General features: G+C 35.8%; 11 protein-coding genes. 6 read left to right on the forward strand and 5 right to left on the reverse strand.

Annotation, left to right across the window (positions count from 1 at the left end):
- Window positions 1-16 precede the first annotated feature (16 nt).
- The 6 genes from AC1RNE_RS21945 to AC1RNE_RS21970 all read left to right on the forward strand — a co-directional run bounded on the left by AC1RNE_RS21945 (window position 17) and on the right by AC1RNE_RS21970 (window position 16,495).
- A complete protein-coding gene (locus AC1RNE_RS21945; RefSeq protein WP_492804198.1) occupies window positions 17-1,798 on the forward strand; it encodes a RagB/SusD family nutrient uptake outer membrane protein in 1,782 nt (593 codons plus the stop codon).
- An 87-nt stretch (window positions 1,799-1,885) separates the two neighbouring features.
- Window positions 1,886-3,061: a DUF5013 domain-containing protein gene (locus AC1RNE_RS21950; RefSeq protein WP_492804200.1), complete on the forward strand. Its 1,176-nt coding sequence runs from the start codon at window positions 1,886-1,888 to the stop codon at window positions 3,059-3,061.
- A gap of 230 nt (window positions 3,062-3,291) precedes the next feature.
- Window positions 3,292-11,943 carry a cellulose binding domain-containing protein gene (locus tag AC1RNE_RS21955; protein WP_492804201.1) on the forward strand — a complete coding sequence of 2,884 codons (8,652 nt, stop codon included), beginning with the start codon at window positions 3,292-3,294 and terminating at the stop codon, window positions 11,941-11,943.
- 216 nt (window positions 11,944-12,159) lie between these two features.
- Window positions 12,160-13,581, forward strand: coding sequence for a glycosyl hydrolase family 28 protein (locus AC1RNE_RS21960; protein WP_492804203.1), 1,422 nt, complete (start codon window positions 12,160-12,162; stop codon window positions 13,579-13,581).
- 121 nt (window positions 13,582-13,702) lie between these two features.
- Window positions 13,703-15,379, forward strand: coding sequence for a glycoside hydrolase family 43 protein (locus tag AC1RNE_RS21965; RefSeq protein ID WP_492804204.1), 1,677 nt, complete (start codon window positions 13,703-13,705; stop codon window positions 15,377-15,379).
- 60 nt (window positions 15,380-15,439) lie between these two features.
- Window positions 15,440-16,495, forward strand: a complete 1,056-nt coding sequence (locus AC1RNE_RS21970; protein WP_492804206.1) for a glycoside hydrolase family 43 protein — start codon at window positions 15,440-15,442, stop codon at window positions 16,493-16,495.
- Window positions 16,496-16,572: 77 nt separating this feature from the next.
- Here the strand turns inward: AC1RNE_RS21970 and AC1RNE_RS21975 are convergent, their stop codons facing one another.
- From AC1RNE_RS21975 to AC1RNE_RS21995, 5 genes are all read right to left on the reverse strand, one after another.
- Window positions 16,573-18,372: a RagB/SusD family nutrient uptake outer membrane protein gene (locus AC1RNE_RS21975; RefSeq protein WP_492804208.1), complete on the reverse strand. Its 1,800-nt coding sequence runs from the start codon at window positions 18,370-18,372 to the stop codon at window positions 16,573-16,575.
- 11 nt (window positions 18,373-18,383) lie between these two features.
- Window positions 18,384-21,821: a SusC/RagA family TonB-linked outer membrane protein gene (locus AC1RNE_RS21980; RefSeq protein ID WP_492804209.1), complete on the reverse strand. Its 3,438-nt coding sequence runs from the start codon at window positions 21,819-21,821 to the stop codon at window positions 18,384-18,386.
- A 64-nt stretch (window positions 21,822-21,885) separates the two neighbouring features.
- Window positions 21,886-22,890: a FecR family protein gene (locus tag AC1RNE_RS21985; protein WP_492804211.1), complete on the reverse strand. Its 1,005-nt coding sequence runs from the start codon at window positions 22,888-22,890 to the stop codon at window positions 21,886-21,888.
- 107 nt (window positions 22,891-22,997) lie between these two features.
- Window positions 22,998-23,588, reverse strand: coding sequence for an RNA polymerase sigma factor (locus AC1RNE_RS21990; RefSeq protein WP_492804212.1), 591 nt, complete (start codon window positions 23,586-23,588; stop codon window positions 22,998-23,000).
- Between the two features lie 217 nt (window positions 23,589-23,805).
- Complete coding sequence (locus AC1RNE_RS21995; protein WP_492804214.1) at window positions 23,806-25,173, reverse strand: replication initiation protein; 1,368 nt, start codon at window positions 25,171-25,173, stop codon at window positions 23,806-23,808.
- Window positions 25,174-26,188: the final 1,015 nt, after the last annotated feature.

Here is a 26,188-nt window from a genome sequence, read left to right on the forward strand (position 1 = left end):
CAATAAAAAACATAATATGAAAAAGTTAATATATATGACATTGATAGGAGGATTAACATTAGGCCTTTTTTCATGTCAGAACGATTTCTTGAATTTAAAACCTCAAGATGCTTTTACTGATGCATCTTATTTTGTCAGAGCTTCTGATTTTAAAGCATATACTGCCGATTTATACAGTCAATTGATGGGCTGGAGATCGCCGTATGGTGGTAATACCATTTATAATAACATGGATTTTTCATCAGATTTATCTGTTTATTTCAACTTTCAAGGAGATGTTGGTCGTGGTACTATCGCTGTAGTAGATGGTGATGTTCGTTGGAATAATCCATACAGTTGGATACGTAAAACGAATATTTTGCTATCAAAAGAAGCTGCCTATCCCGGTAATAAAAATGAAATAGCACAATACATTTCTGAAGCATATTTCTTTAGAGCCAATGCTTATTTTTCATTATTAAAATTTTTTGGTGGTGTGCCTATTATTAATGACGCCTTAGTTGTTACGTCACCAGAACTGTATGCTCCTCGCAATAGTAGATATGAGGTTGTTACTCAAATTTTATCCGATTTAGATAAAGCTATTGCTAATCTACCTCTTGAATCAGCCATCGCAACGGCGGATAAAGGAAGAATCAGCAAGTGGGCAGCCAAAGCTTTAAAAGCTGAAGTAGAATTGTACGAGGCTACTTGGAGAAAATATAATGGAACATCTACAGATTTTGATGGTTCAACTGGCCCTACGTCAAATCAAATTGATGCCTTCCTGACGGATGCCGCAAGTCAATGCAAGGAAATAATCGATAATGGTGGATATGCTTTGTGGAATTATAATACGACAACTGGAATGCTTAACGAAAGTTACTACTATTTATTCAACCTTGAAGATGCGGGGAGCAACCCTGGAGGATTAACAAAAGCCAGTAATAATGAATTTATTCTTTATGGTGTATATGACGTGACATTAAAAACTGGAAACCAGAATTTATCCCTTACTTCAGGAAATGCAGGAAACAGCAGAAAAATGATGGATATGTTTTTATGTACTGACGGCTTACCACCAGCTAAATCTCCACTGTTTCAAGGATACCATGCTGTGGGTGACGAATTTAAAAACAGAGATTTAAGAATGTTAGGATATGTTGGAACAACTCCTACTGCGGCAGCCAACTTAACAAACGGAGGGGGTGGTTACAGTAATAGAAAATTCATTGCCTATAAATACGGTACTTATAGAAATGCGAATCAGGAATCAGCAAATTATCCTATTATCAGGTTAGCTGAGGTATACCTGATGTATGCTGAAGCACTATTTGAAAAAAATAGTTCTATTTCAGATGCTGACTTAAATATATCTATTAATAAAATTAGAACAAGGGCAGGTGTTGCCCCTTTGACCAATTCGTTGGTGACTTCTAATGGATTAAATATGAAAGAAGAAATTAGAAGAGAGAGAACCTTAGAATTGTATCGTGAAGGCTTCCGTTATGACGATTTGAAACGCTGGGGTACTGCCGAAGCCGAATTGAATCAATCAACTTGTGCTCAGGTAGTTGGCGATGCTTCTTATGTTACACCTTATAGAGATGCCTCAGGCAATGCCATTGCTACTACTTATAAGCCTTCAACGTTTGTTTGGGGTGAAGAAATTGTAAATACTCCTAAAGGACCTTTGAAATGTATCGTTGTAGATGGCAAGACTAACCGTGTTTTTTCAAAGAAAAATTATTTGTGGCCAATACCTCAAGGACAAATTAATTTGAACCCTAAGCTTAAACAGAATCCAGGCTATAATTAATAGCATTAAGTAGTTGGCAGGTTGGGTTTTATAAAGACCTGCCAAGCTTAATATAAAACAAAATTAGTTAACTTAATTTTTAAAGAGATGAAATTATTATATAAACTCAGCATCAGTTTAATACTGTCAGCCATTTGCATAATTGCATTTAACAGTTGTGAAGAGGATGCAAAATTTAACGTATATGAATATCCCGAACAAACAGTTACAGGAATGAGCCCTCAAGTGGGTTATCCCGGAATAAATGTTACCATAACGGGTAAAGATTTTGGTACGTTGAAAAATGCGGTAAAGGTATATTTTGGGAATATTTTAGCCACAAACATTGTATCTTGCGAAGACACCAAAATTGTTGTTCAGGTTCCATCTAATGCCATTTCTGGGAATGTAAGTCTTACGGTATGGACACATACTAATAATTCTATAGGTTCTTTTACAACGCTAGTTCCTCCAGTAATTACTTCTGTTGTTTCAAGTAATGCGTTGAACCCAGTTGCTTTGCCTGGAGTGGATATCGTAACGATTAACGGTACTAATTTTGGCACGGATGCTTCAAAAGTAGCAGTAAGTTTTAATGGAACAGCAGCAACTATACAAACCATTGCTGATAACAAAATCACAGCATTAGCTCCTGCAAACTTCGCGACTGGTTTTGTTTCCATTACAATGGGAGGGTTAACTGTTTCGGGTACTACAGCAATCGTAAATCCTAATGGTGCTGGCGACCTTACCCCTTATTTTTTAAGCAATGCTGGCCCAAGCTTTAGTAGATCATTTGTTAGTGGCAGATGGGGAACACTCGCTGCACCGTGGGTTACCAATGCAGCAGGGAAAAATAAACCAGGAACAACACCATACGGAGGATATACAACAGATGCTGGCGGTAGAATTTGTTGGGAAACTTATAGTAGTACTCCTATTACAGATGGAATAATATATCAACCTACTATGATGCCATTATCGCCTGGAAGTTATACTTTGTCATTTAATACTTATTCTGAAATCCAGAATGACTGTTCTGTATATGCTGTTGTTGCCTCTGGAGGAAACGGTATTCCTACATTAGCCAACCTCTCTACTGCGATTGCTTCTGTGGCTCTTCCCAATCCTGCAGATATAGGAAAAGCATCTCCAAATGTTACAGCCGATAAAAGCCTAACTTTTACGATTACTTCTCCTCAGGTGGTTTCTATTGGTTTCTTGGGTAACCTAACAGCAAATAACTATTTTACAGTAGGTTACGTCAAACTAGTTAAAAATTAAATTGATGTAAGCTCGTGCTTGACTAAACACTCTTCATTACCCAATATGTTTGCATAAACCTCATTTCTTATTACTTCTTCAATGAAGTGATAAGGAATGAGAGAGATAATTTATTGCCGATTTTCTAATATTTACAAGCTTATTTACACACTGTTGCCGAAAAAACAACAGCGATTCATTCAAAGTAAGTATCCAATTTTTAATACATGTATCTCTAAAACAACATAACGATGAAAAAGAATTACTCAATTTTTATATTGGGGTTACTGCTAATCTTCTTTGGGTTTCACCAACAGGTTCTAGCACAAAATACTTTTGTACACCCCGGTGTTCCATTTACCCTATCTGATTTAAATCAGTTGAAGGCAAACATAACCAAAGAGCCTTGGCTATCAGCTTATAATTCATTTAAAGAAAACAGTCGCTCAAAACTAAGCTATAATCCTGCCACGCCTCAAGCAACTGTAAGCCGTGCTCCGAACCTGAATAATGAGCAATGGAAGAGTGATATGGTGGCTGTACATAATCTAGCGTTTATGTGGTGGTTCACTAGTGACTCTGCCTATGCCCGCAAAGCTACTAATATACTTGACGCATGGGCGGTAACCAATACTACTTGGGGAGGAAATGAATCTATGTTAGATATTGGTGACTATGCCCAATTCTGGGCGACAGGTGCAGAAATACTCCGCTATACTTTTCCTGGCTGGACTCAGGCGAATACTGAACACGTAGAGAAGTATTTTTCTGAAGTACTATTCCCTACTTCTTATGTACCCTATCCATTACGAGATCAGAACAAGGGAGCTCTTCAGCTAAAGATAGCCTTGGGTGCGGCAGTATTTTGTAATGATGTTACTAAGTTTAATCAGGCGATAGAAGTATATAGGATGGACGCTGGTGGTGGTATGCGTAACTCGTTGCCCAATGGCGAAGTGGGAGATACTGGGCGTGACGACCACTGGCGTGTGCAAGCTGCGGCCTTGGTATGGGGAGCTGAAGTTGCTTATAAGCAAAAGGTAGATATGTTTTCTGAGTTGAATAATAGGGTTTTGGCTATTGCCGAATTATATCATAAATATTCTTTTGACGGAGCTACAATGACCTATATCCCGTTTGGTGGCTATGCAAGTTATTGGACTAATTGGGGTGTTCAACCGGGCATCATAACGGGCGATATGACCAATATTATTTATAGTGCTTATAATGTACGCAAGGGAATCGCTACGCCTAATACCGACAGAATGAGAACTGCCTTGGGTGGTGCTGGCGGTGATTTCTTATTTCTAAAATCGTCGGATACTTCTACCGCTGTTAGTTTAGCTCCTGTAGTTTATCCTGCCGACCATGTACAGCCTATTAGTAACCTTACTAGTGTAGATATTGGTAATACTGGCTTAAAAAGCAGTACTTCATTTAATAATGGAGTCTGGACGTTTAAAGCTGCTGGTACTTCAACTTCTAATGCGTTTAGTTTCAATTTTAAAAAAATTAGCGGAGATGCAGGGCTAGTCGTAAAAGTTGACAATATGTCGCTCACTACTGGCGGTTCTGGCGTAATGTTGCGTGAATCACTAGCACCCGATTCTCGTTTTTGGGATATTTATCTTGGAGCTAACGGTGGTGTGGGAAGACATTGGCAACCCAAAGCCCCTTGGTGGTTAAAAATTGAGCGTGTAGGAACTCGTATATTCGCATATCATTCTCAGGATGGTGTTAATTGGACTAACCTTAGTTGTTGGTATTCTCCTAGCGGATTCCCTGACAATTTGTATGCGGGATTTTATACTCTATCCAATAATACATCCGCACTCAATACGGCCACATTCAGTAATGTAGCATTCAGCCAAAGCTCCCCTACTGGCTCTCCTGAGATTAGTAGCGTTACCACAGTTACAGCTACCAGCGGTACGCCTTTTAGTTATAATATTACTGCTAGTGCTAGTCCGTCTTCTTATAGTGTTACTGGATTACCAACAGGATTAAGTATTAATACATCTACTGGGGTTATTTCTGGTACTCCTACCGCATTAGGATTAAACGAAGTTACCATAACGGCAACGAATGCCAACGGTAGTGGCACAGCAACGCTAATGATTAAAGTAATTGATAGTCAAGTGCCTGCTGCACCCTCTTCGGTAACGGCATCCATTATTAACACAACGCAAATTAAGCTTAGTTGGGCGGCTGTAGCCAACGCTACCAGTTATTCCGTGAAGCATTCGTTAACATCGGGAGGAGCTTATACAACGATTCAAACAGATATTACTGGCACTAGCTTCACAGATGTAGCTCCTCTTCCTGAAGTAAATAATTATTATGTAATTACGGCTCTCACAGGGGATAAAGAAAGTGTTATTTCAAACGAAGTGTTTGCGTCGGTTCCTCCTGCAATTCCCACCCACCTTGTAGCGACTAATCAAAACAATCGCATTACACTTACTTGGGATACTGCTTTGGGAGCTACTTCTTACAAAATAAAACGTGGTACTTTAAGTGGCGGTCCTTATACAACAATTGCAACGGTTAGCACGAACAATTACGAAGATACAGGTGTCAGCAATGGCAACCCCTATTACTACGTAGTTTCTTCTGTAGGCACTACTCAGGAAAGTGGAAATTCTGCCGAGGCTTTTGGTGTACCAGGTTCAAACACTTCTGTATGGAGTCCGACACCGCTTACTACTTCATTTAATTTGGCAGCTAATTGGGTTGAAAATGTACTCCCTTCAAACCCAGCCATATTAAAGTTCAATGCCACTACCGATTCGGTGCTGACAAACAATATAAACGACTTGGTAGTTTCAAGGATTCAATTCGACACTGAAGCTGATGCTTACACTATTGCAGGAAATGCGTTAACGTTAAAAAATGACCTTGTCAATAATTCTTCAAGTACTCAAACATTAACTACACCAATACAGCTAACAGATTTGCTTAATGTGAATTCAGTAGCTAACACCGCTTTAGAAGGAACCATAAGCGGTACTGGTTCTTTAATGAAATCTGGTTCAGGCATCCTATATGTTAGAGGAAGCAATAATGTTTATGCTGGCAATACGACGCTTATAAGTGGTATTTTAGCGGCATCAGGCATAGGAACGGGTACTCCTAGTAATCCTACTGCTGGTCCTTTAGGTACGGGTAAGATTATCATGAATGGAGGTGCATTGCAAGCAACTGCTGGTGGAGACCTCAATTTATATAATGATATAGAAGTACTACCAGAAAGAAGAAGTTATATGTATGAAGATGTTAATTCTATCACACTTCGTGGAAGATTGTTGGGTAGCGGAACATTAGAACATGACGGTAACGATTATGCTGGACTGAATCTTTGGGGAGATAACAGCGAATTTTCAGGAACATTTATCTCAAAATTGAGAAGTGGAAAACAGAGAATACGTTTCTCAACTCCAGAGTCTGGTAGTGCAAAAGCCAATTGGCTACTGGATGCCAATGGGATTGATTGTCAAGGAATTAACTTTTCAAGTGGTACTATTCATTTTGGAGCGCTCAATGGTCGTGGTTACATCCGTGTCAATGCAGGCGGTTCGCCCGTTATCAGCATCGGTGCGCTTAATACCTACTCTAGCTATGGCGGTACAATCAACGCTAATGGAAGTAATATGACTGTTGAAAAAGTAGGTACAGGTACTTTAGAAATGTGGGGGAATCAAGCTTACGGAGGAACAACTACTGTAAAAAAAGGGAAGTTATTGATCAATAATAGTGGAACCAGTGGCGTTTTTGTCAGTCCTATCATTATAGAAGAAGGAGCTTTAGGAGGTTGGGGACTTACGCAGGCTTCAGCTACTCTCGGAACTGGGAACGGTGCAGGAGCTATTCTTGAACCTGGCTTTTTAGCTGTCGGAACCCTGAGCATTGGTGCTCTTACCCTAAAAGCAGATGCAACCTATACGCCTGAAATCAACTTAGGAACGGCTGTCGGAGATATAATTAAAGCTACTAGCGTAAATCTTCTTAATAATCCTACTTTAGCTGCAATCAGCCTGTCAGGAACTTTACCCGTTGGAACTGCCTTTACAATTATTGATAATACTGGAGCTTCTCCGATTAACGGAATATTTAAGAATTTACCAGAGATGTCTTTGGTAAACATCGGTGGATACAATTTCCGTATTACTTATAAAGGAGGTACAGGTAATGATGTCGTTTTATTAGACGACCGAACTGTGGCTACAGCCATTACCAGTCCATTAACTGACACTGGTCTATTAGGAAGGCTTTATTCTTATACTATTACAGGTATTAAATCACCAAACAACTTTAATGCAACAGGGCTACCTGCTGGTTTAAGTGTTAATACTACTACAGGTATTATTTCAGGAACTCCAACCGAACAGGGGATTTTCTCTGTTACATTAACTGCTTCAAATGAAGCTGGTTCTGATACTAAAATCTTATCCTTAAAAGTATTAAGTACCGTGATAGATGGTGTAATAGTTGCATCGGGTGATGCTAAGAATATCATCGAGTGGAATCCTGTTGTAAACTTTACCTATAATGTAAAGCGTTCAACTACAACGGGCGGTCCGTACATTACTATTGCAACTACTAATGGAACAAAATTTACGGACATTAATATCAGTAATGGAAGTACTTATTATTATGTAGTATCATCTATTGATAATGTCGGTGAAAATCCTAATAGCACCGAAGTAGTGGCAACACCTAATATCGGACAGATGAATTATCTGAAATTTAATGAATCGAATGGCACACGCATTATTGATAGTTGGGGAGCAAACCACGGTACAATGACAACCACTGCAACCCGTAGTGAAGGAATAGGTGGAACGGCTCTTAAACTTGACGGAACAGCTAATGCTTATGCCACATTGCCTACTGGTATTGTAAAGTCTTTATCAGATTATACGGTGTCTTCGTGGGTAAAAATGGATGAATTAGCCAATTGGATGCGTGTATTTGACTTTGGTACAGGAACAGCAAAGTATATGTTTTTGTCTGTTCAAACTGGTGTTGCTGGGCAAGTGCGCTTTGCCATTAAAAACGGAGGAACTGAACAAGGCATTACTTACAACTATACTGTTCCGCTTAAAACATGGACTCACTTTGCCATTACCCAATCTGGAAACACATGCAGTATGTATATTAATGGTAGTTTAGTAGCCACCAACACGGCCATTACCATCAAACCGTTTGCTATTGATAGTACTAACTTAAATTACTTAGGAAAATCTCAATGGGCTGACCCTATGTTTAAAGGTTCTATCGATGAATTTAAAATATATAGCAGAGCATTAACTGCCGCTGAGATTGCAGGAAGTTACTTAAGTCAAACAATCACGATGAACTCGATTCCTCAGAAAGTAATGGGTGACGAAGATTTTGACCTTGGTGCAACAGCCTCTTCAGGGCTTCCAGTAACTTACACCAGTTCAGATACCACAGTTGCTCGCATAGTAAATGGTAAAGTACGAGTTCTTTCTACTGGTACAACCACAATTACTGCATCACAATTAGGGAATGGTACTTATTGGCCAACTTCTCAAACCAAAGCCTTAACGGTTGTTATCACCAATAATACTCAGCTATCAACCTTAATCGGTAGGCCATTTACCTACACAATTACCAATAAACCATTAACTAACTTTACAGCTACTGGTTTGCCAGCAGGGTTAACGCTAAACACCTTAACAGGTATAATATCGGGAACACCTACTGAATCTGGAACGTTTTCTATAACCTTAACTGCTACTAATGGTACTAGTACGGGTTCGCAGACAATCTCTTTAACTGTACAAAATATTGTAGTAAGTAATGTTATTGTGGCTTCTGGCGATGGTAAAAATATTATAGAATGGGATCCTATTCAGAATTTTAGTTATATCATCAAACGTTCAACTACTTCAGGGGGGCCTTATACTACTATTGGCAACGCAAGTGGTACAATATTTACTGATGCCAATATTAGTAATGGAACTATCTATTATTATGTTGTTTCTTCTGTTGATAATATAGGCGAAAACTCATCTAGTACAGAGGTTGTAGCAACGCCTAATGTCGGTCAAGTTAGTTATCTAAAATTTGATGAAACAAGTGGCACACGAAGCATCGATAGCTGGGGGGGAACTCATGGAACATTAGCTTCGACAGCAACCAGAAGCACAGGGAAATATGGAAGCTCTCTTAAACTGGACGGAACAAGCAATGCTTATGCTACTTTACCAACTGGGGTTGTCAGTGCCTTAAATGATTTCACCATTTCAACATGGATAAGAATGGACGTCAAAACAACTTGGATGCGAGCATTTGATTTTGGTGTCAGTGCAGCAAGCCCTACGAAATATATGTTTCTAACCATTCAAGCAGGTACTAATCTTATGCGCTATGCTATTAGAAATGGAGGGTCTGAACAGGTTGTAAGTGCTACCTATACTCTACCGCTAAATACTTGGACTCACTTTGCTATTACCCAATCAGGTAATACTTGTCGAATGTATATCAATGGGGCTTTAGTTGCTACCAATACGGCTGTTACCATTAAGCCTTCTATGATGGGTAATACAGACAATAACCTCTTAGGAAAATCTCAATTCTCTGGAGACCCCATGTTTAAAGGGTCAATCGATGATTTCAAGATTTACAGCAGAGCCCTAAGTGCTACTGAAATTGTAGAGAGTGCTAAATCAAGTCAGACAATTACGATGAATGCACTTGCACAAAAAACAATTGGTGATGCTGATTTTTCTCCTGCAACAATTACTTCTGGACTTCCTATTACCTACAGTAGTTCAGACAATTCAGTAGCAAGTATTGTTGATGGAAAAGTACATCTTATTGGAATTGGCACCACTACGATTACGGCTTCGCAAACTGGCAATGCCGATTATACAGCAGCAACTAATCAAACACAAGTATTGACGGTTGTGAAAAAGAATCAGTCGATTACTTTTAATCAAATAAGTACTAAAACCATTGGTGATGCTGATTTTGATGCAGGTGCTACGGCTAGTTCTAATTTACCTGTGGCTTACGCAAGTACTAATGAAAATGTAGCGACGATTGTGAATGGTAAAATACACATCATTGGTGCGGGTTCAACAATTATTATGGCTTCGCAGGCTGGCAATACTATTTACAATGCTGCTACAGAGGTCACACAAGTTTTAACTGTTTCAAAGATTACACAAAGTATTACTTTCGGTGCTTTATCAGATAAATATGTTGGCGATGACGACTTTGATGCAAATGCTACTGCTAGCTCAAATTTAATAGTTGTTTATACCAGCTCAAATCCTGCTGTTGCTACCATTGTAAATGGCAAAATACATATAGTAGGGGCAGGTACTACTACTATTACAGCATCACAAGATGGTAACTCAATGTATTCGTCTGCAATAGCATTAACAAAAGAGCTAACGGTTTTAAAAAGAGCTCAAAGTATTACTTTCGCTAGTATTCCTAATAAGATTTTAGGAGAAGCTGATTTTGAAACAGGGGCTGTGGCTAGTTCCAATTTGAGCATTTCTTATACGAGTTCAAACCCTGCTGTAGCTACTATTGTTAATGGTAAAGTTCATTTAGTAGGTGCGGGAACAAGTACGATTACTGCTTCACAAAATGGTAATCAGACTTATAATCCTGCTGCTGATGTCAGTCAGACGTTAACGGTTATCTCAACGCTGAAAGTAAAATATCAAGATGGGGATAATAATCTGACGAATAATCAAATTAAGCCTAACTTGATTATTTATAATGAAGGTGCTAACACTGTTCCTTATAATGAACTGACACTTCGCTACTGGGTAACTCCTGAAAACTATGCTGGAATAAGTACTTGGATTGATTATGCACAACTTGGAAACAGTAATGTAAAAATGAAGTATATCGCCTTGCCAAACCCAAGAAATGGTGCTTTCGGATACATAGAATATGGTTTTGAGGCTAACGCTGGGAACTTAGTTGCTGGGGGTAATTCTGGACAAATACAATCAAGATTTGCAAATACTAATTGGAGCAACCTTGCTGAAGGTGATGATTATTCTTATGCTAACTCAAGCGTTTATACTTATAACGAACATATTACGATGTATCGTAATGGCGTGCAAGTCTGGGGTGTTGAACCTGTTGTTGTGCCATCTGTCGTTAATTTAAAGGTATATACTGAAACGAAAGCTAGTGCTACCACTAACACCATTAGTACTTACCTGAAAATTAACAATGAAGGAAATGTGCCAGTAGCTTATGGAGACGTAAAAGTAAGGTATTGGTTTACAAAAGAGGGTACATCAAGCCTGAATTATTACTTAGACTATGCGGTATTAGGAAATGCTAATATTGAATCGGGATTTGTAACATTAAACCCTGTTCAAACAGGTGCGAATACTTATTTGCAATTAGGTGTAAAAGCAAGTGTTGGCACTTTCTATCCATCAAGCAGTACAGGAAATATTCAGTATAGAATAGGCAAGACAGATTGGTCGAACTTTAATCAGGCAGATGATTATTCATACAATACCAATATCACAATGGCCTTGAATGATAAAGTGACGGTATATTACCAAGGTCAATTGATTTATGGCACAGAACCATCGGTAATTACAAGTGGTAGAATTTCAGCAGACAAAGAAGAGTCCTCTTCTGGTTTAGAAGCGATTATGTTAGGAAATCCTATTGTAGGTGATAGAGGTGAAGTATTAATTAAAGGTACAAAAGGTTTACCGCTTACCATCTCTCTAACGAATATTAGTGGACTTCAAGTATTGACCCAATCAATAGAACAACCTAGTGATACAGAGCAGTTTGTATTTCTAGCAAACAATCTTACCAATGGTGTATATCTTCTGAAGGTCGCTAATGAATTTCAATCTGTTGTTATTAAAGTAATTAAATAGAACCTAACCGTTAGATTAATTAAAGGTCACAAACCTATAGAGAATCAGGCTGATATTATCAGCCTGATTATTCTTTTTACTAAAGCACTTCTTGAATGATATATAAGAGAAAAAACTATCTAGTGGGGTATCGTCGTTGATAATTACCCTCTTTTTATGGCATTATGAATGCTTGTAAAAACCTTTTAAATCATCATTATTAATAAAATCATGAACATGCAAAGAATACTATTTTTATCAATACTACTATTTATTCAATATAGTCTTTATTCACAAGAATTAATAACTTATTCTGTTCCCAAGGAATTATATTATGCTGCTCATAATGATGATTTTACCGTAAGAGTTCGCACTATTGGCGGACAATGGCAAGATTTATATGAATATAAAGTAAAGGTTGATATGGATAATGTGCAGGAAGCCTCTATGGTCAATTTTGATTTTGCTAAAACTGTAGAAGTAGCCATTACAAAAAATAATGGAGATATTCATGCTGTTAAGATTCGTCCATTATCGTATGGTATAAAATCTACTGTAAAGAACAATACTATTTTCTTTACATTGAACAAACCTCATAATCTCTCTATTGAAATAGATGGAGATAGGCTGCATAATCTACATATTTTTGCCAATGCTATTCTTCAAAATATCCCTAAGGCTACCGATAAAAACGTGATGTATTTTGGCAAAGGAACGCATTTTCCAACTGATTCGACTAAAAAAGCTTTTATTATTCCTAGCAATACAACTGTTTATATTGATGGCGGTGCTGTATTAAAAGGAAAGTTAGTGTGTAATAAAGTAGAAAATGTAAAAATTTTTGGAAGAGGAATTATTGATAATCCACAACGTGGCATAGAAATTATGCATGCTAAGAACATTGAAGTAGACGGAATAATTATCAGAAATCCAGACCATTATACGGTATATGGTGGTGAGAGTCAAGGAATTACTATCAAAAATATCAAATCGTTTAGTTGTAAAGGTTGGAGTGATGGTATTGATTTAATGAGTTGTTCTGATGTTGTGGTTGATGGCGTATTTCTGCGTACTTCAGATGATTGCATTGCTATTTATGCCCATCGGTGGAATTTTTATGGCAATTCTAAAAATGTAACAATTAAAAACTCTACACTTTGGGCTGACATAGCACATCCAACCAATGTTGGGCTACATGGCAATACAGAAAAAGGATGGGTAGGTGATACCCTAGAAAATATCACATTCAAAAACATTGATATTTTAGAGCATGACGAGGACGACCGAAATTATCAGGGCTGTTTATCCATCAATGCAAGTGATAATAATTTAGTTCGTAATTTATTATATGATGATATACGCATTGAAAAATTTCAAGAAGGGCAAATTTTCAACTTACGCGTTTATTTTAATGAAAAGTATAGTGGTGCTCCAGGAAGAGGTATTCAAAATGTTCATTTTAAAAATATTAATTATAATGGAGATTTGGACAATATTAGTCTAATACAAGGTTTTGATGATAGTAGAAAAGTGTCTGGTATTGTAATTGAAAATGTGAAAATAAATAATAAACCACTTTTAGGCACTAAGACAGGTGAAATTAAAATTGGAGAATTTGTTGATGATGTAAAATTTAAAATGACGAATAATCATAAATAGACACTTATATATTAAACCACAAAACACATTGATAATCAGCAATTTACCAAAAATAAAGACTATTAAATTAATATCTAATAGTCTTTATTATCCTTATTTTAAATGTTTAACCCCTCAAAATATGCTAAATCAAATTTATAAAACTGGCTTGATTATATTATGCTTGTTACTTAACGGCTTCAACCTTACAGCTCAGTCTTTTACTATTACAAACCCTATTTTGGCAGGATTTTATCCTGACCCAAGTATTGTAAAGGTAGGAACTGATTATTATTTGGTTAATTCTACTTTTTCGTATTTTCCTGGACTTTCAATTTTCCATAGCAAAGACCTTAAAAACTGGAAACAAATCGGTAATGCGATTGATAGAGTTGCTCAATTAGACTTTATGGAAACCAAGATGACCAGAGGGCTTTTTGCTCCAGACATTAGTTATCATAATGGCACTTTTTATATTACTTGTACAGAAATTGACCGTCGTGGTAACTTTGTTATTACTGCCAAAAATCCTGCTGGCCCGTGGAGTAACCCCGTATTCTTTCCTTCTGTAAAAGGCATTGACCCTTCTCTGTTTTTTGATGATGATGGAAAATCATACCTTGCTTTTTGCGGAGAGGCTCCTAATAATAAGCCGCTACATGCTGGGCATAGAACATTGCGGATGTATGAATTTGACTACGTAAACTTAAAGGTAAAAGGAGAAGAAAAAATATTGGTAAATGGTGGTGCAGACCTTAGTAAAAAGCCTTTTTGGCTTGAAGGGCCACATATTATGAAACGTAATGGCTGGTATTATCTTTACGCTGCTCAAGGAGGCACTGGTATCAATCATTCAGAAGTTGTATTTCGTAGCAAGACGATTGAGGGTCCTTATGAATCTTATGAAAACAATCCTATCCTTACTCAAAAAGACTTACCTGAAGATAGAAAAAATCCAATCACTTCTACTGGGCATGCTGAGTTAGTAGATGCTCCAGACGGAAATACTTATGCTATCTTTTTGGGCACTCGCCCTTATACGGGTGATTATTATAATATAGGTCGTGAAACATTCATTGCTCCTGTGGCATGGAAAAACGATTGGCCAATCATCAATCCAGATAATAAAGAAATTCAATATTACTATACTGCTAATTTTAAAGAGGTTAAACAAAAAAGCACTCTTCCACAATCAGGAAATTTTGAGTATAAATTGACTTTTGAAAAAGGTATTGACTTATCATTATTATGGATGCGTAGCTTTGATAAAAATGCTTTTTCTACATCAAAAGAACATGGTTTGACGCTCAAGCTCAAACCTGAAACTTGTATGGATTTGGATAATCCTGCTTTCTTAGGCAAGCGTCAACAACATTTATTTAGTATCGCTGACGTTTCATTAGATTTCGCACCAAAAACAGCTAATGAAAAAGCTGGATTAACTATTTTTCAAAACGAAGGACATTTTTACTTTTTATCAAAATCGTTAGGAAGTATTCAATTGTATAAAAGTAATCCTAAGAGTAAGAATATGGAATTACTAGCAGAATCGCCAATAAACGATAAAATAAAACAAGTGTATTTGCGCATTCAATCAGAAGGAGATACTTATAGCTTTTACTTTTCAACAAATAACAAAAACTGGGAAATTTTAAAAGAAAAAGTAGATGCAAAATTTTTAAGTACCTTAGAAGCAGGCGGCTATATAGGTTGTTTATTTGGTATGTATGCTACTTCGTCGGGCGAAACAAGTACTAATACAGCTTCATTCAAATATCTTTCTTACAAAGGGAACGACCCTGTATATATAAAGCGATAGTAAAGCGTGGCGATTAGGGAATATAAATTTTGATTATAAAGAATAAAACTTCAGTTAAACATGAATACCAGATATACACAGATTTTGCTTTATTTAATATTTACTTTTAACATCTTAGGGCAAAAAATACCTAAAAAACTTACCGAGAAAGATATGGGTGGGTATTTGATGGTGTATTTTAAAGATGACACGCACGATTTATATTTTGCGACGAGTAGAGATGGATATAGTTTTACAGATATAAATAATGGTAAACCCATCATGGCTGGCGATACGATTGCTGAACAAAAGGGCATCCGTGACCCACACATTATGCGTGGCCCAGATGGTTGGTTTTATGCTGCCTTGACAGACTTACATATTTATGCTAAAAAGAAGGGTTATCGAACCACAGAATGGGAAAGAGACAGGAAAGAGTATGGTTGGGGCAATAATCGAGGAATGGTTTTATTAAAATCTCCTGACTTAATTCATTGGTCGCATACGGTATTAAGGGTAGATAAAGCTTTTCCTCAATTTGAAAACATTGGGTGTGCTTGGGCTCCTGAATTAATTTATGATGAGCAACAGCACAAAATCATGATATACTTTACAATGCGTTTGGGCGTAGGAAAAGAAAAGGTTTATTATGCTTATATGAACAAAGACTTTACAGCATTGGAAAGTATGCCCAAAGTGCTTTTTGAATATCCTAATGACAAACCATATATTGATGGAGATATTACCAAAGTAGGCAATAAATATCATCTTTTTTATTGTTTGCATGACGGCAAAACTGCGGGAATAAAGCAGGCTACCTCAGACTTGCTTACAAGCGGATACTCTTTTGATTCTACATGGGTTGACCCTGAACCCGTTAGTTGTGAAGCTCCAACTATTTTCAAACGAATTAATGAAAATAAATGGGTATTGATTTATGACATTTATCAAATCAGCCCTCATAATTTTGGTTTTAGCGAAACCTCCGACTTTGTTCACTTTAAGCATCTTGGACATTTCAACGAGGGTGTTATGAAGGCAACCAATTTTAGCATACCCAAACATCCTAGCGTGATTCAAGTAACAAAACAAGAAATAAAAAGCTTAGAACGATATTGGCGTAATCAACAAAAATGATTGCTAGCGTTTTTATTACTATTAGCTGGCGACTTAAGTCGCCAACTAATAGTAATAGATTATATTTAAAGAATTTATTACCAACCAGGGTTTTGTTTCAAAGAAGGATTTAATATAATTTGATTAAGGGGAATAGGTGACAAATAGCTTTTCTTAGTGAATTTTCGATTACTGGCTGGATCCATAACAATAGCGCCCGTTTGTGAGTCTATTCCGAAGGTAGCATAAGCAGAAGGCATATAAATGGGCTGACCATTATTTACGAATGTTTCGTATTCGTTGCCAATTACCCTTACTCCCATAACGGCTTGATTTAACTCTTGTTCAGCAATATTCCAGCGTTTTAAATCATCAAAACGAAAGTTTTCTCCATACAGCTCTACTGTTCTTTCCCTCCTAATTTCTTCTAACATCGTTAACTTTGGATGATTATTGATTAGCTTATTACTTAAGTGCGCTACCCCTGCCCTATCTCTAATTTTATTAATTGACAAATCAAGATTAGCATCAGAAATAAAACCGTCTTTTTCATAAAGAGCCTCGGCATACGTTAAATAAACTTCTGCCAGTCTAATTTGCGGATAATCATAAGATTCCTGATTATCTTCTCTTAAACGATGTTCAGATAAAAACTTTCTATTTAGATACCCACTGCTAACATTAGTATAGAGTAATGCATAATAAGGTGTTATTATTGGAGGGAAATCTTGTCCATAAATTGCTCCACCTCCCCAAGTACTTAACCCATAGCCCCAATATTTTTTCCCCGGTCTAAAAACAAAATTGGTTAATCTATTATCTCTATTATCAAACTCATCAGTCATTTTTTGATAACCTTTAAAGACAGACGATTCTGAAGGGGGTAGTCCATCCTTGCACAAATACATATCCATCATCTTTCTAGATGGGGCTAATTGACCTATTAGTGTATGGGTTATGTTATTCATTGATTTATACAAAACAAAATCATAATTACTTTTTAAAATAAACTCTTTGTTAGAAGATTTTGTAAAGCCAAGTGGATTAGAAAGACCGTCATCTAGGTTGAACAAATAAAAATAGCTTTCGTCTCCTAGTTTATTCCAAAGCTCATACCCTCCTTGTTCTATTACTGTTTTGGTCAAACTAACAACTTCACTTAAATAATTTAACGTATTGTTTTCTTTTTTTTGCCCTTTTTCAAAATCTGTCTCTTCTCCTACATATTTTTCCCATGTTGCCTCATAAAGTAATACTCTAGCCTTAAAAGCCATCGCTGCCCATTTGCTTATATGCCCTTTCTCAGTTACACTAATATTTTGTTCGATAGGTAAGTCTTTAATTGCCAAATCTAAGTCATTTATAATTTGCTTAGTCACTTCATACCTTGTTGCTCTTTTTGAATATAACTCTGGCGAATCAACATCAAGGACGGTAGTAATGATAGGCACTCCCCCAAAGCGTTTTAATAAAAAGAAGTAATGCCATGCTCTAAAAAAATACGCTTCTGCAACATATTGTTTAATATCGTCTTTATTATCGCTATACTCCTGTGCTTTTTTTAGTAATAAATTATTGGCTCTGATATATTTATAGGGGTTTCTCCAATAAATATCTGTAGCACTGGTTATTCCTCCCCCTTGACCATAAACGCTTGTTTTGGCCGTTAAGTCAGATCCTATATCCATCCAATCATAAATAGAGCTATCGTCTATTTTTCTCCAAGAAATCATTTTTGTATAGAAATCATTTGCAGTGGCTTTGAACTGTTCGGGCGTATTAAAATAAACAAATTCAGTGGTTTGATCAATCGGCTGTAAATCAAGCACTTCGTCTTCACAACTCATCAAACCCATGAATAGTATGATAATTTTAAAATATGCTTTGCGTTGTTTCATTAAAATACCCTTTAAAAATGTAATTCAAGACCCACCGACCACGTTCTGGCAAAGGGATACGTCTGGTTAGTATTTTCGCCAAACTCTGGGTCAAAACCATCTTTGATAGTAGTCCATTCCCATAAATCATTCCCAGATACGTACAAACGGCATTTATCAAGCCCTATTTTCTTAGCAAAATTCTTAGAAAATGAATATCCTAACACAAACGTTTTTAGCCTTAGATAACGAAGTTTCTGAACCATAATGTCTGTATTATTATAATTCCAGCTATTTCTTTGAGATACTAACGAGAGCCTTGGGAAAGCAGCATTAGTATTATCGGGCGTCCAAGTATTTCCTAAAAAATTAGGATTTTGATTTACATATATAACCCTAAAAGGAGCATTAAGATAGCCCCCTCTTAACATATTTTGACTGCCAACACCTTGCAGAAAAGTAGTAAAATCAAACCCTTTCCAGTTAAATCCTACATTAAAACCATACGTAAAATGTGGAGCATTATCACCGATGAATTGCAAATCCCCCGTACTTCCGTTTTGATTAGCATTTCCTATCGCACTAATGTATCCATTCTCATCTAAATCAAGTTTTCTTAAATCTCCTGGGCGTAGTTTCTGAGTCTCCACAGTGGGTAGCTCTCCATTATTAATGGCTGTATATTTCGCATAATAGGCATCTACTTCCTCTTGAGTTTGAAAGTATCCATCTGTTTTATACACAAAGATTGCATTAAGAGGATAACCCTGTATTTGGGGTACTACACCCGTATTCCAAGCATTCTTTCCTTCCATAGCAATCAATTTGTTTTGATTATCGCTTATGTTAAAAGAGAGATTATAGGCAAAGTCCCCTCCTATTTTATCTTTCCAGTTTACCTGAAACTCCCATCCCTTTATCGCTAATATGCCATTGTTAGTTTTGGGAGCAGTAGCTCCTAATAGTTCTGGATAAGCAACATCTATCAGCATTCCATTATTTCGTTTCAAGAAATAATCAAATGAACCACTTAGTTTATTATTGATAATGCCAAAATCAAATCCTATATTTTTCACACCTATACGTTCCCAAGTGCGAGTAGTGCTAGTCATTCCTGTGAAGGATGCGGTTTGTTGAATAGTATAAGGTTCTCCGAAAATCGTAGTACTTGTATTAATCGTTGACAAATAATCGTAAAGCCCAATACCCGACTGTCCGCCAGTCTCTCCATAACCACCCCTAATTTTCAATTCATTTATGAAAGGGATTTCTTCCATAAATTTCTCTTTAGAAATCAGCCATCCTGCCGAAACTCCTCCAAAAAAAGACCATTTAAAGCCTTTAGCAAAACGCGAAGATCCGTCCCTCCTACCTGTAAATTCGACGATATATTTTCCTTTATAATCATAATTTAAGCGACTGACATAAGAAAATAACCCCCAGTGGTTTGCTCCTCCTGCATTGGTAGCATTAACAGGGTCTGCGGTATTCAAATCATACAAACCTGGATATAAAAGGCGCATTCTTTTGCCCATTAAGCTTTTGTTTTCATTTAATTCCGTCGTAACGCCCACCATGATAGAAAAACTATGCTTTTCAGAAGTCTTTTTATAATCTAGAAAACCTCCATAATTCTGATAAGTAGTGTTATAAACATCCTCTTGAATGGTTGGGTCTGGGTTTTGGACACTAGTAACCCTATCCCCTATCCAATTGTATAATTTATAGGTTTGATAATACTGTTTTCGCCAGCCTCTGAGGTTGACATTAGATAGTTGACTACTAAAGGTAATATTCTTCCATAATTTGGCAGAAATCTTTAAATTAAGTCTTATAATATCATCGGTTGTCGTTACTCTCCCGCTTTCTGCTGTTTTGGCTATAGGGTTCCGAAAACCAAAATCATCATACCAATTTCCTTGACTATTATAAACAGGAAAGATGGGTGGGTCATACCATCCATCTCCAATACCAGCAATCGGGAAAGAAACTTCTCTCTTATCATAAGAAATCCCCGTTTCAATTTTTACTTTTTCTGAAAGCGCATAGTCATAATTGACTCGCATATTATATTTTTTTTCTCCATCATAAGCAGGTTTCAATAGCCCTTTGTTGTTAGCATAAGCTAATGAAATCCTATAATTTGATTTATCAGTAGTACTACTTAAACTAATATTGTGTTGCTGAGATACTGCCGTACCATAAAGCGCTTTCATCCAATTGTTGTCTTGATATACTTGTCCATAGCCTGTCATGGGGTTATTCCATAGAAAGGTCTCTCCTTGTTTCATTTTTTCAAGCCTTTCTCTATCATAAATCCAATAATAGCCTAAGCCATCTTGTTCTGAGGCTTCTAATAACAACTGGGCATATTGTGACATATTGGCTACAGGCGTTGTTCTCCCTAATGTAGAAGCCCTGATATTGGAATGGTAGGTTAATTTCATTTTCCCTTCCTTCCCTCTTTTGGTCGTAATCAAAATTACACCACCAGCAGACCTTGCACCATAAATAGCAGCCGAGGCATCTTTTAGCACACTAATTGAGGCTATATCGTCAGTATTTAATTGACTCAGCTCCCAAGTACCTAATGTTGGAATACCATCAATTACAATTAGTGGGTCGACATCCGTAATGGATGATTCTCCACGAATCCTGATTTTCAGTCCTTCATTGCCTGGTCTTGATGAACTGCGTGTAATAACTAAGCCAGATGTAGAACCTTGAAGCGCCAAAGCTGCATTACTAATCGCTCTGTCTTTAAATGTCTCTGCGCCTATTGTAGCTATTGCCCCTGTAAGGTTCTGTTTTTTTTGAATGCCATAACCAACCACTACTACTTCTGATAGAGGACTATTATCTATTTTGAGCGTTACTTCAATAAACCGCTTATCGTTGATAGTAATTTCTTCCTTCAAATAGCCAATGCTGGAAATGATTAATACATCGTTCACTTTAGGAACAGTTAACGTAAAATTGCCTTCTTTATCAGTTGATGTTCCTTTAGCAAGTCCTTTAATGATAATGCTTACTCCTTGAAGGGCTTCATTCCCTTCGTCACTCTTCACATTTCCTTTGATAATTACGCCTTCAACAGCTCCATCAGTCGTTTTTTTTATTTCAACGCCTATTTTTTTTTTTATGTTAATACTTGGGTCATAAATAAGATAAGACTGGTCGTTAAATTTTTCAAATTTAAACGAGAAGGGTTTAATGAGGAAATCGAGGGTTTTTTCTAGCGTAGAATATTTATTAAGTGCCGACAATTCGACAGTTTTATCAGCTAATAATTTGTCATTATACTCAAAAATTACATGATGATGTTTGCCTAAAATTTCGATGGCTTCGACTAATGAAATTTTTAAGGGCGAATTAGACAACCCTTTTTTTCTTTGTGCAGTAGATTGGCTACATAAAGAAACACATATTAAAAGCAGTAAAAAGATATTTCTAAGTAATTTTCGATACATTAATTTATTAGCCAAAAATAATGCTTGTTCTCTGCTACTAATTAGCGTTGTTACAAAATCTATATTATTTCAAATGTATAGCGTCTCCCTTTTTAGTGACTTGTATCGGATATAATTTTTGTAGTTTCACAAAGAAAACATCCACTGAATCCGTCGGGAATGAACCTGTAAATGTTTCGTTTTTCAAGGTAGGGTTATCTATTATTATGTTTATATCATACCATTCCTTCATCATCACCGCAATCTCTGCCAAGGATTTTTGTTTAAAAAGGATGATTTTATCTTTCCAAGAGGTATAATAACGGCTATCTATTTCTTGTTTGATTAACGTATGTTGTTCTTGGGATTGACTAACTCCTTCGCCAGGGCGTAATATTACGGTGTTGGTTGTATTATTTTCATCCGTAACTTTTACTGAACCATGCTGCAAAGCAATGTCTTTTTTATTTCTCCGATTTGACACGCTAAAAATAGTACCAAGCACCTCAACATTAAGATTATCGGCATGAACGACAAAAGGGAGTTTTTCACCCTTGAGTTCTTGCTTGCTTACTTCAAAAATAGCGTCGCCTTTTATCCATACTTCTCGATTTGAATTTGCATACCAGCCATTTTTATAAGTAATCGATGAATTTGCATTCAGTGTCACGATTGAACCATCATTTAGTAAAACTTTTTTTGTTTCACTAAAAGCGGTACTCGTTTCTTGTGTTCTGAAACGATAAAAATACAATGCAACCGAACAAAGGATTATCAATGAACAGGCTATTGCTAACCAACTCCAGTTATTTTCCAGTTTTACTTTTTTATAATTATTTTGTTCCTTTTCTTTTTCAAGGTTTGATTCAATATACGACCACATTTTAGAGCGTTCCGATGGCGTCCATTTCTCATTAAAATCAACTTTTTTAATAAAGTGCATGGCATTATCTATCTCTTTTTTCTTTTCTGGATGCTCCAAAATCCATTGCTTCCAAAACTCATCACTCTGTTCATCAGGTGCTTTTACCCATTTTTGGAAAAAATCATCCATTATAAAATCTTCTATGTCAAATTCTAAATAGTTCATTTTCAAATGGGAAGCTATTAATAATTAAGGATTATATAGTTAAAGATATAAATTATGGTTTTTGTAACCTTTGCCGTATTTTTTTATTAAAAAAAGCATCAATTCCTTCATAAACAAGCAAACAGTAATAGCATCAAAGGCAATAACAGGTCTATTTTATCTGAAAGATTATGCCTTAAACTTTTGATGGCTCTGTACAAAGTATTACGAAGAATCTGATAGTCAAGCCCTGTTACTTCTGAAATAGCTTCATAGCTCATGTTTTCAAAGAATCTTAGAAATACCAATTCTTGCTGCCGTGGTGGGAGCGTCCTAATAGCACCTTGTAAAATGTTATCAATGTCTGGGACATCTAATTCTGGTATTTGGCTATAATTATTTACGAAATAATCATCATCAGCATTCGTATCCAGCTGTTTTCTGTCATCAATAACACTTTTTAGAATAATCCTTCTTAGTGAAGCTATTAGATAATATTTTACAGAATTTGGCGTAGATAAGTTTTTCCTACGATTCCATATTTGGACGAAAAGCTCTTGAACGGCATCACGTACTAAATCTCTATTATACACTATCGAAAGTCCATATTTCAATAGTGTATCAGCATATTTTTGGTAAAAATATCCTAGTGCTTCTTGATCTCCATCAAGAAGGCGTAGCCACCAATCGGTTTCAGTATTTGGTAATTCTGAATACAAGTTTTAATAATTTCAAGAAAAAACATCATTCGTATGATATGCAAGATAAAACAAGAATCTAGGCTTTACAAAGAAAAGTAATGATGATGTTAAAAAAGCTTTTGAAGCTTGCTGTAGAAGAAAGGGATATTGTAGGCTAATTTATCTAAATTGACAATATTAGCCCATGCTGTTGTTATTGCTAACTATGTTTTTTAGTTAGAAAATCTTATTGTAATTATCGCAAAGTTTGTAATCGATTATGAAGCTGAGTCATTTCTTTATTGAATTGATTCATTAATGATTGATAGTCAGGAAACATTTCGAACAATATGGCTGTTCGTAACCCTTTGATGCTATCTCGTTCTAAATTATTTTCTAGCGATTGCTTATGATCATAAAAACTATTCGCTTGAATTTTATCAATTATTTGTTTGTAAAGCACAGGGTTTTCTAATAAATAGCGTTTATCCAGCCCAGCAAGCGCTTTTTCATATTCCTGTTGTAGCGTATTTATATTTTCCTTTAAAATCGATATTTCGCTATTTTGTTCTGTATTACGTTTAACTACTTTTTTTACTTTTTCTTTCTTTACTTCGTATTTATCGAAAAGATTAGGGGTATAAACCATTGTATTGAGGAATCCGCCAATATTTTCTATTTTTTTTCCTGATGCTAACGTATGGAGGGTATAGGTAATAGCTCTTTCAATTTGGTCTGCTGGCACCTCTCCTACCCATTTCTTCACTTGCTGTATCGTAACATATTTTTCTACTTTCTGAAACAATGTTTCAACCATATTATCTACAGGAATTATTTCTATGCTCTTTTCAGCAGTTTTTGCTGAAGTAACAGGTTCTACTTTCAATCGTTGGTTTTTTGTATTTTCGAAGATGTAGAAAGTAACAGCTACCACTTTCCTTTTCTGAATTTCTTCTTCAAACTGAAAATATATATCTGTATACTTCGCCAAATCTTTTTCTGCTCGTTTGATTAAGCCTTTAAAATGACCATAGAGTTGATATTCATGTGATTCTATTGATAACAATTCTTTTAGTTCATCTAGCATGAACTTCCTTTTACCTATCTTTTGATATTGTTTTAACAATTCAAACAACCTAACAGAATAAATACTGGTTAAACTCAGAATATTTCTAATATCATATACCAAGTACCTAGCTTTTAATTCTAATAAAAATTGTTTGAGCGCAGGATGAAAACTAAGCTTAATATAATTTTCCTTAGCGCCTTCTTCTGGGTTAGCCGTTGAGGCCACCAAGTGTGTTTTAAAATATTCTCGTTTGCCTTCGGCTGTAGTACGAAGGATTTCTACTTTTTTATCAAGCAGTTTTTCTGCCGCTTTTTTTATACTATCATATACCAACCCTGAGTCATGCAAGTTAAACTCACGCACGATATCTCCTGTGTTGATGGTATATTCATTAAAGTCGGTATCATTGTGTTTAATAAGTGTTAGCATATAAGCAAAAACCCTTGTTTCCCAAATATCAAATTTATAACGAGCTTCTACCAATTCGTTAGCTTTTCGAATTAACTTAATATCCGAATCGGTGGTTAATGGAGCTTTTTTCTTTTTGGTTGCCATTCATTAAAAAGGTAAATGCTTGTAAAAATATATCAATCCTTATTAAAAAACAATAAATATATCACATTAAAAAATGGGTGTGATATATTGCATTTTTTAAGGTAATTAATTACTCCGAATTATTTGTGATAGATAAATAAAGTCTTTTGTATTTTTAAAAGTAGCATTTTAATAAGATAGATGTTATTACATTTATTTTCCGTATCCGTTGTGATAGTTGGTAAATCATGGTGCTGTATAACCTCTATCATAGAATAACTTTTCAAAAAACATTTTAATAACTCCGAATTATTTGTGATAGTTGGATGAAAGGAATAGTCAAATAATAGGTATATCAAAGGTAATAGTACATAAAAAGGTGATTCGTATAATTGGTACATTTAACATTGGTTAAATAATCATTAAATGTAAAATATTAAGGAAAAGATTGTACAAAAAAACATTAAAAATTAGCATAAACTTATTTCCGAATTATTTGTGATAGATAAATTCATTGACATTTATACACAAACGTTATTGCGATAATATTTGCTCCGAATTTTATGCGATACTTCTCCGAATTTTGTGCGATACTTCTCCGAATTATTTGCGATAGATAAGTACCTTTTTCCGAATTATTTGTGATAGTTGCCGAATTATTTGTGATAGATAAGCTTGTAATCAACTAATTATCAATTAGTTACAAAGACTGAAAGTATTTAAAATAATAAATTAAAATAAAACAACATTGTTATTGTTTATGATTTATTATAAAAAATAAACCTGAAATGGATATTTAGCGACTAGTAGTAGGAGCTAAATACAACCAAGAGCTACTACTGATATTTTAAAAGTAGTCTGTAATATATAACATACTTAATATAAAAAATGTATTTTACTTATTAATATTAAATACAGTTCTTATATTTGCATAACTTATTTTATACTATAAAAAATGCTGACAACAGAATTATTGATAAGATTCTTGAATAGGAATCCGGCCTTAACAATCACAGGCATTGAGAAAGAAGCGGGT

It is taken from the genome of Arcicella sp. GW822-FHT02H01, from assembly GCF_058802005.1.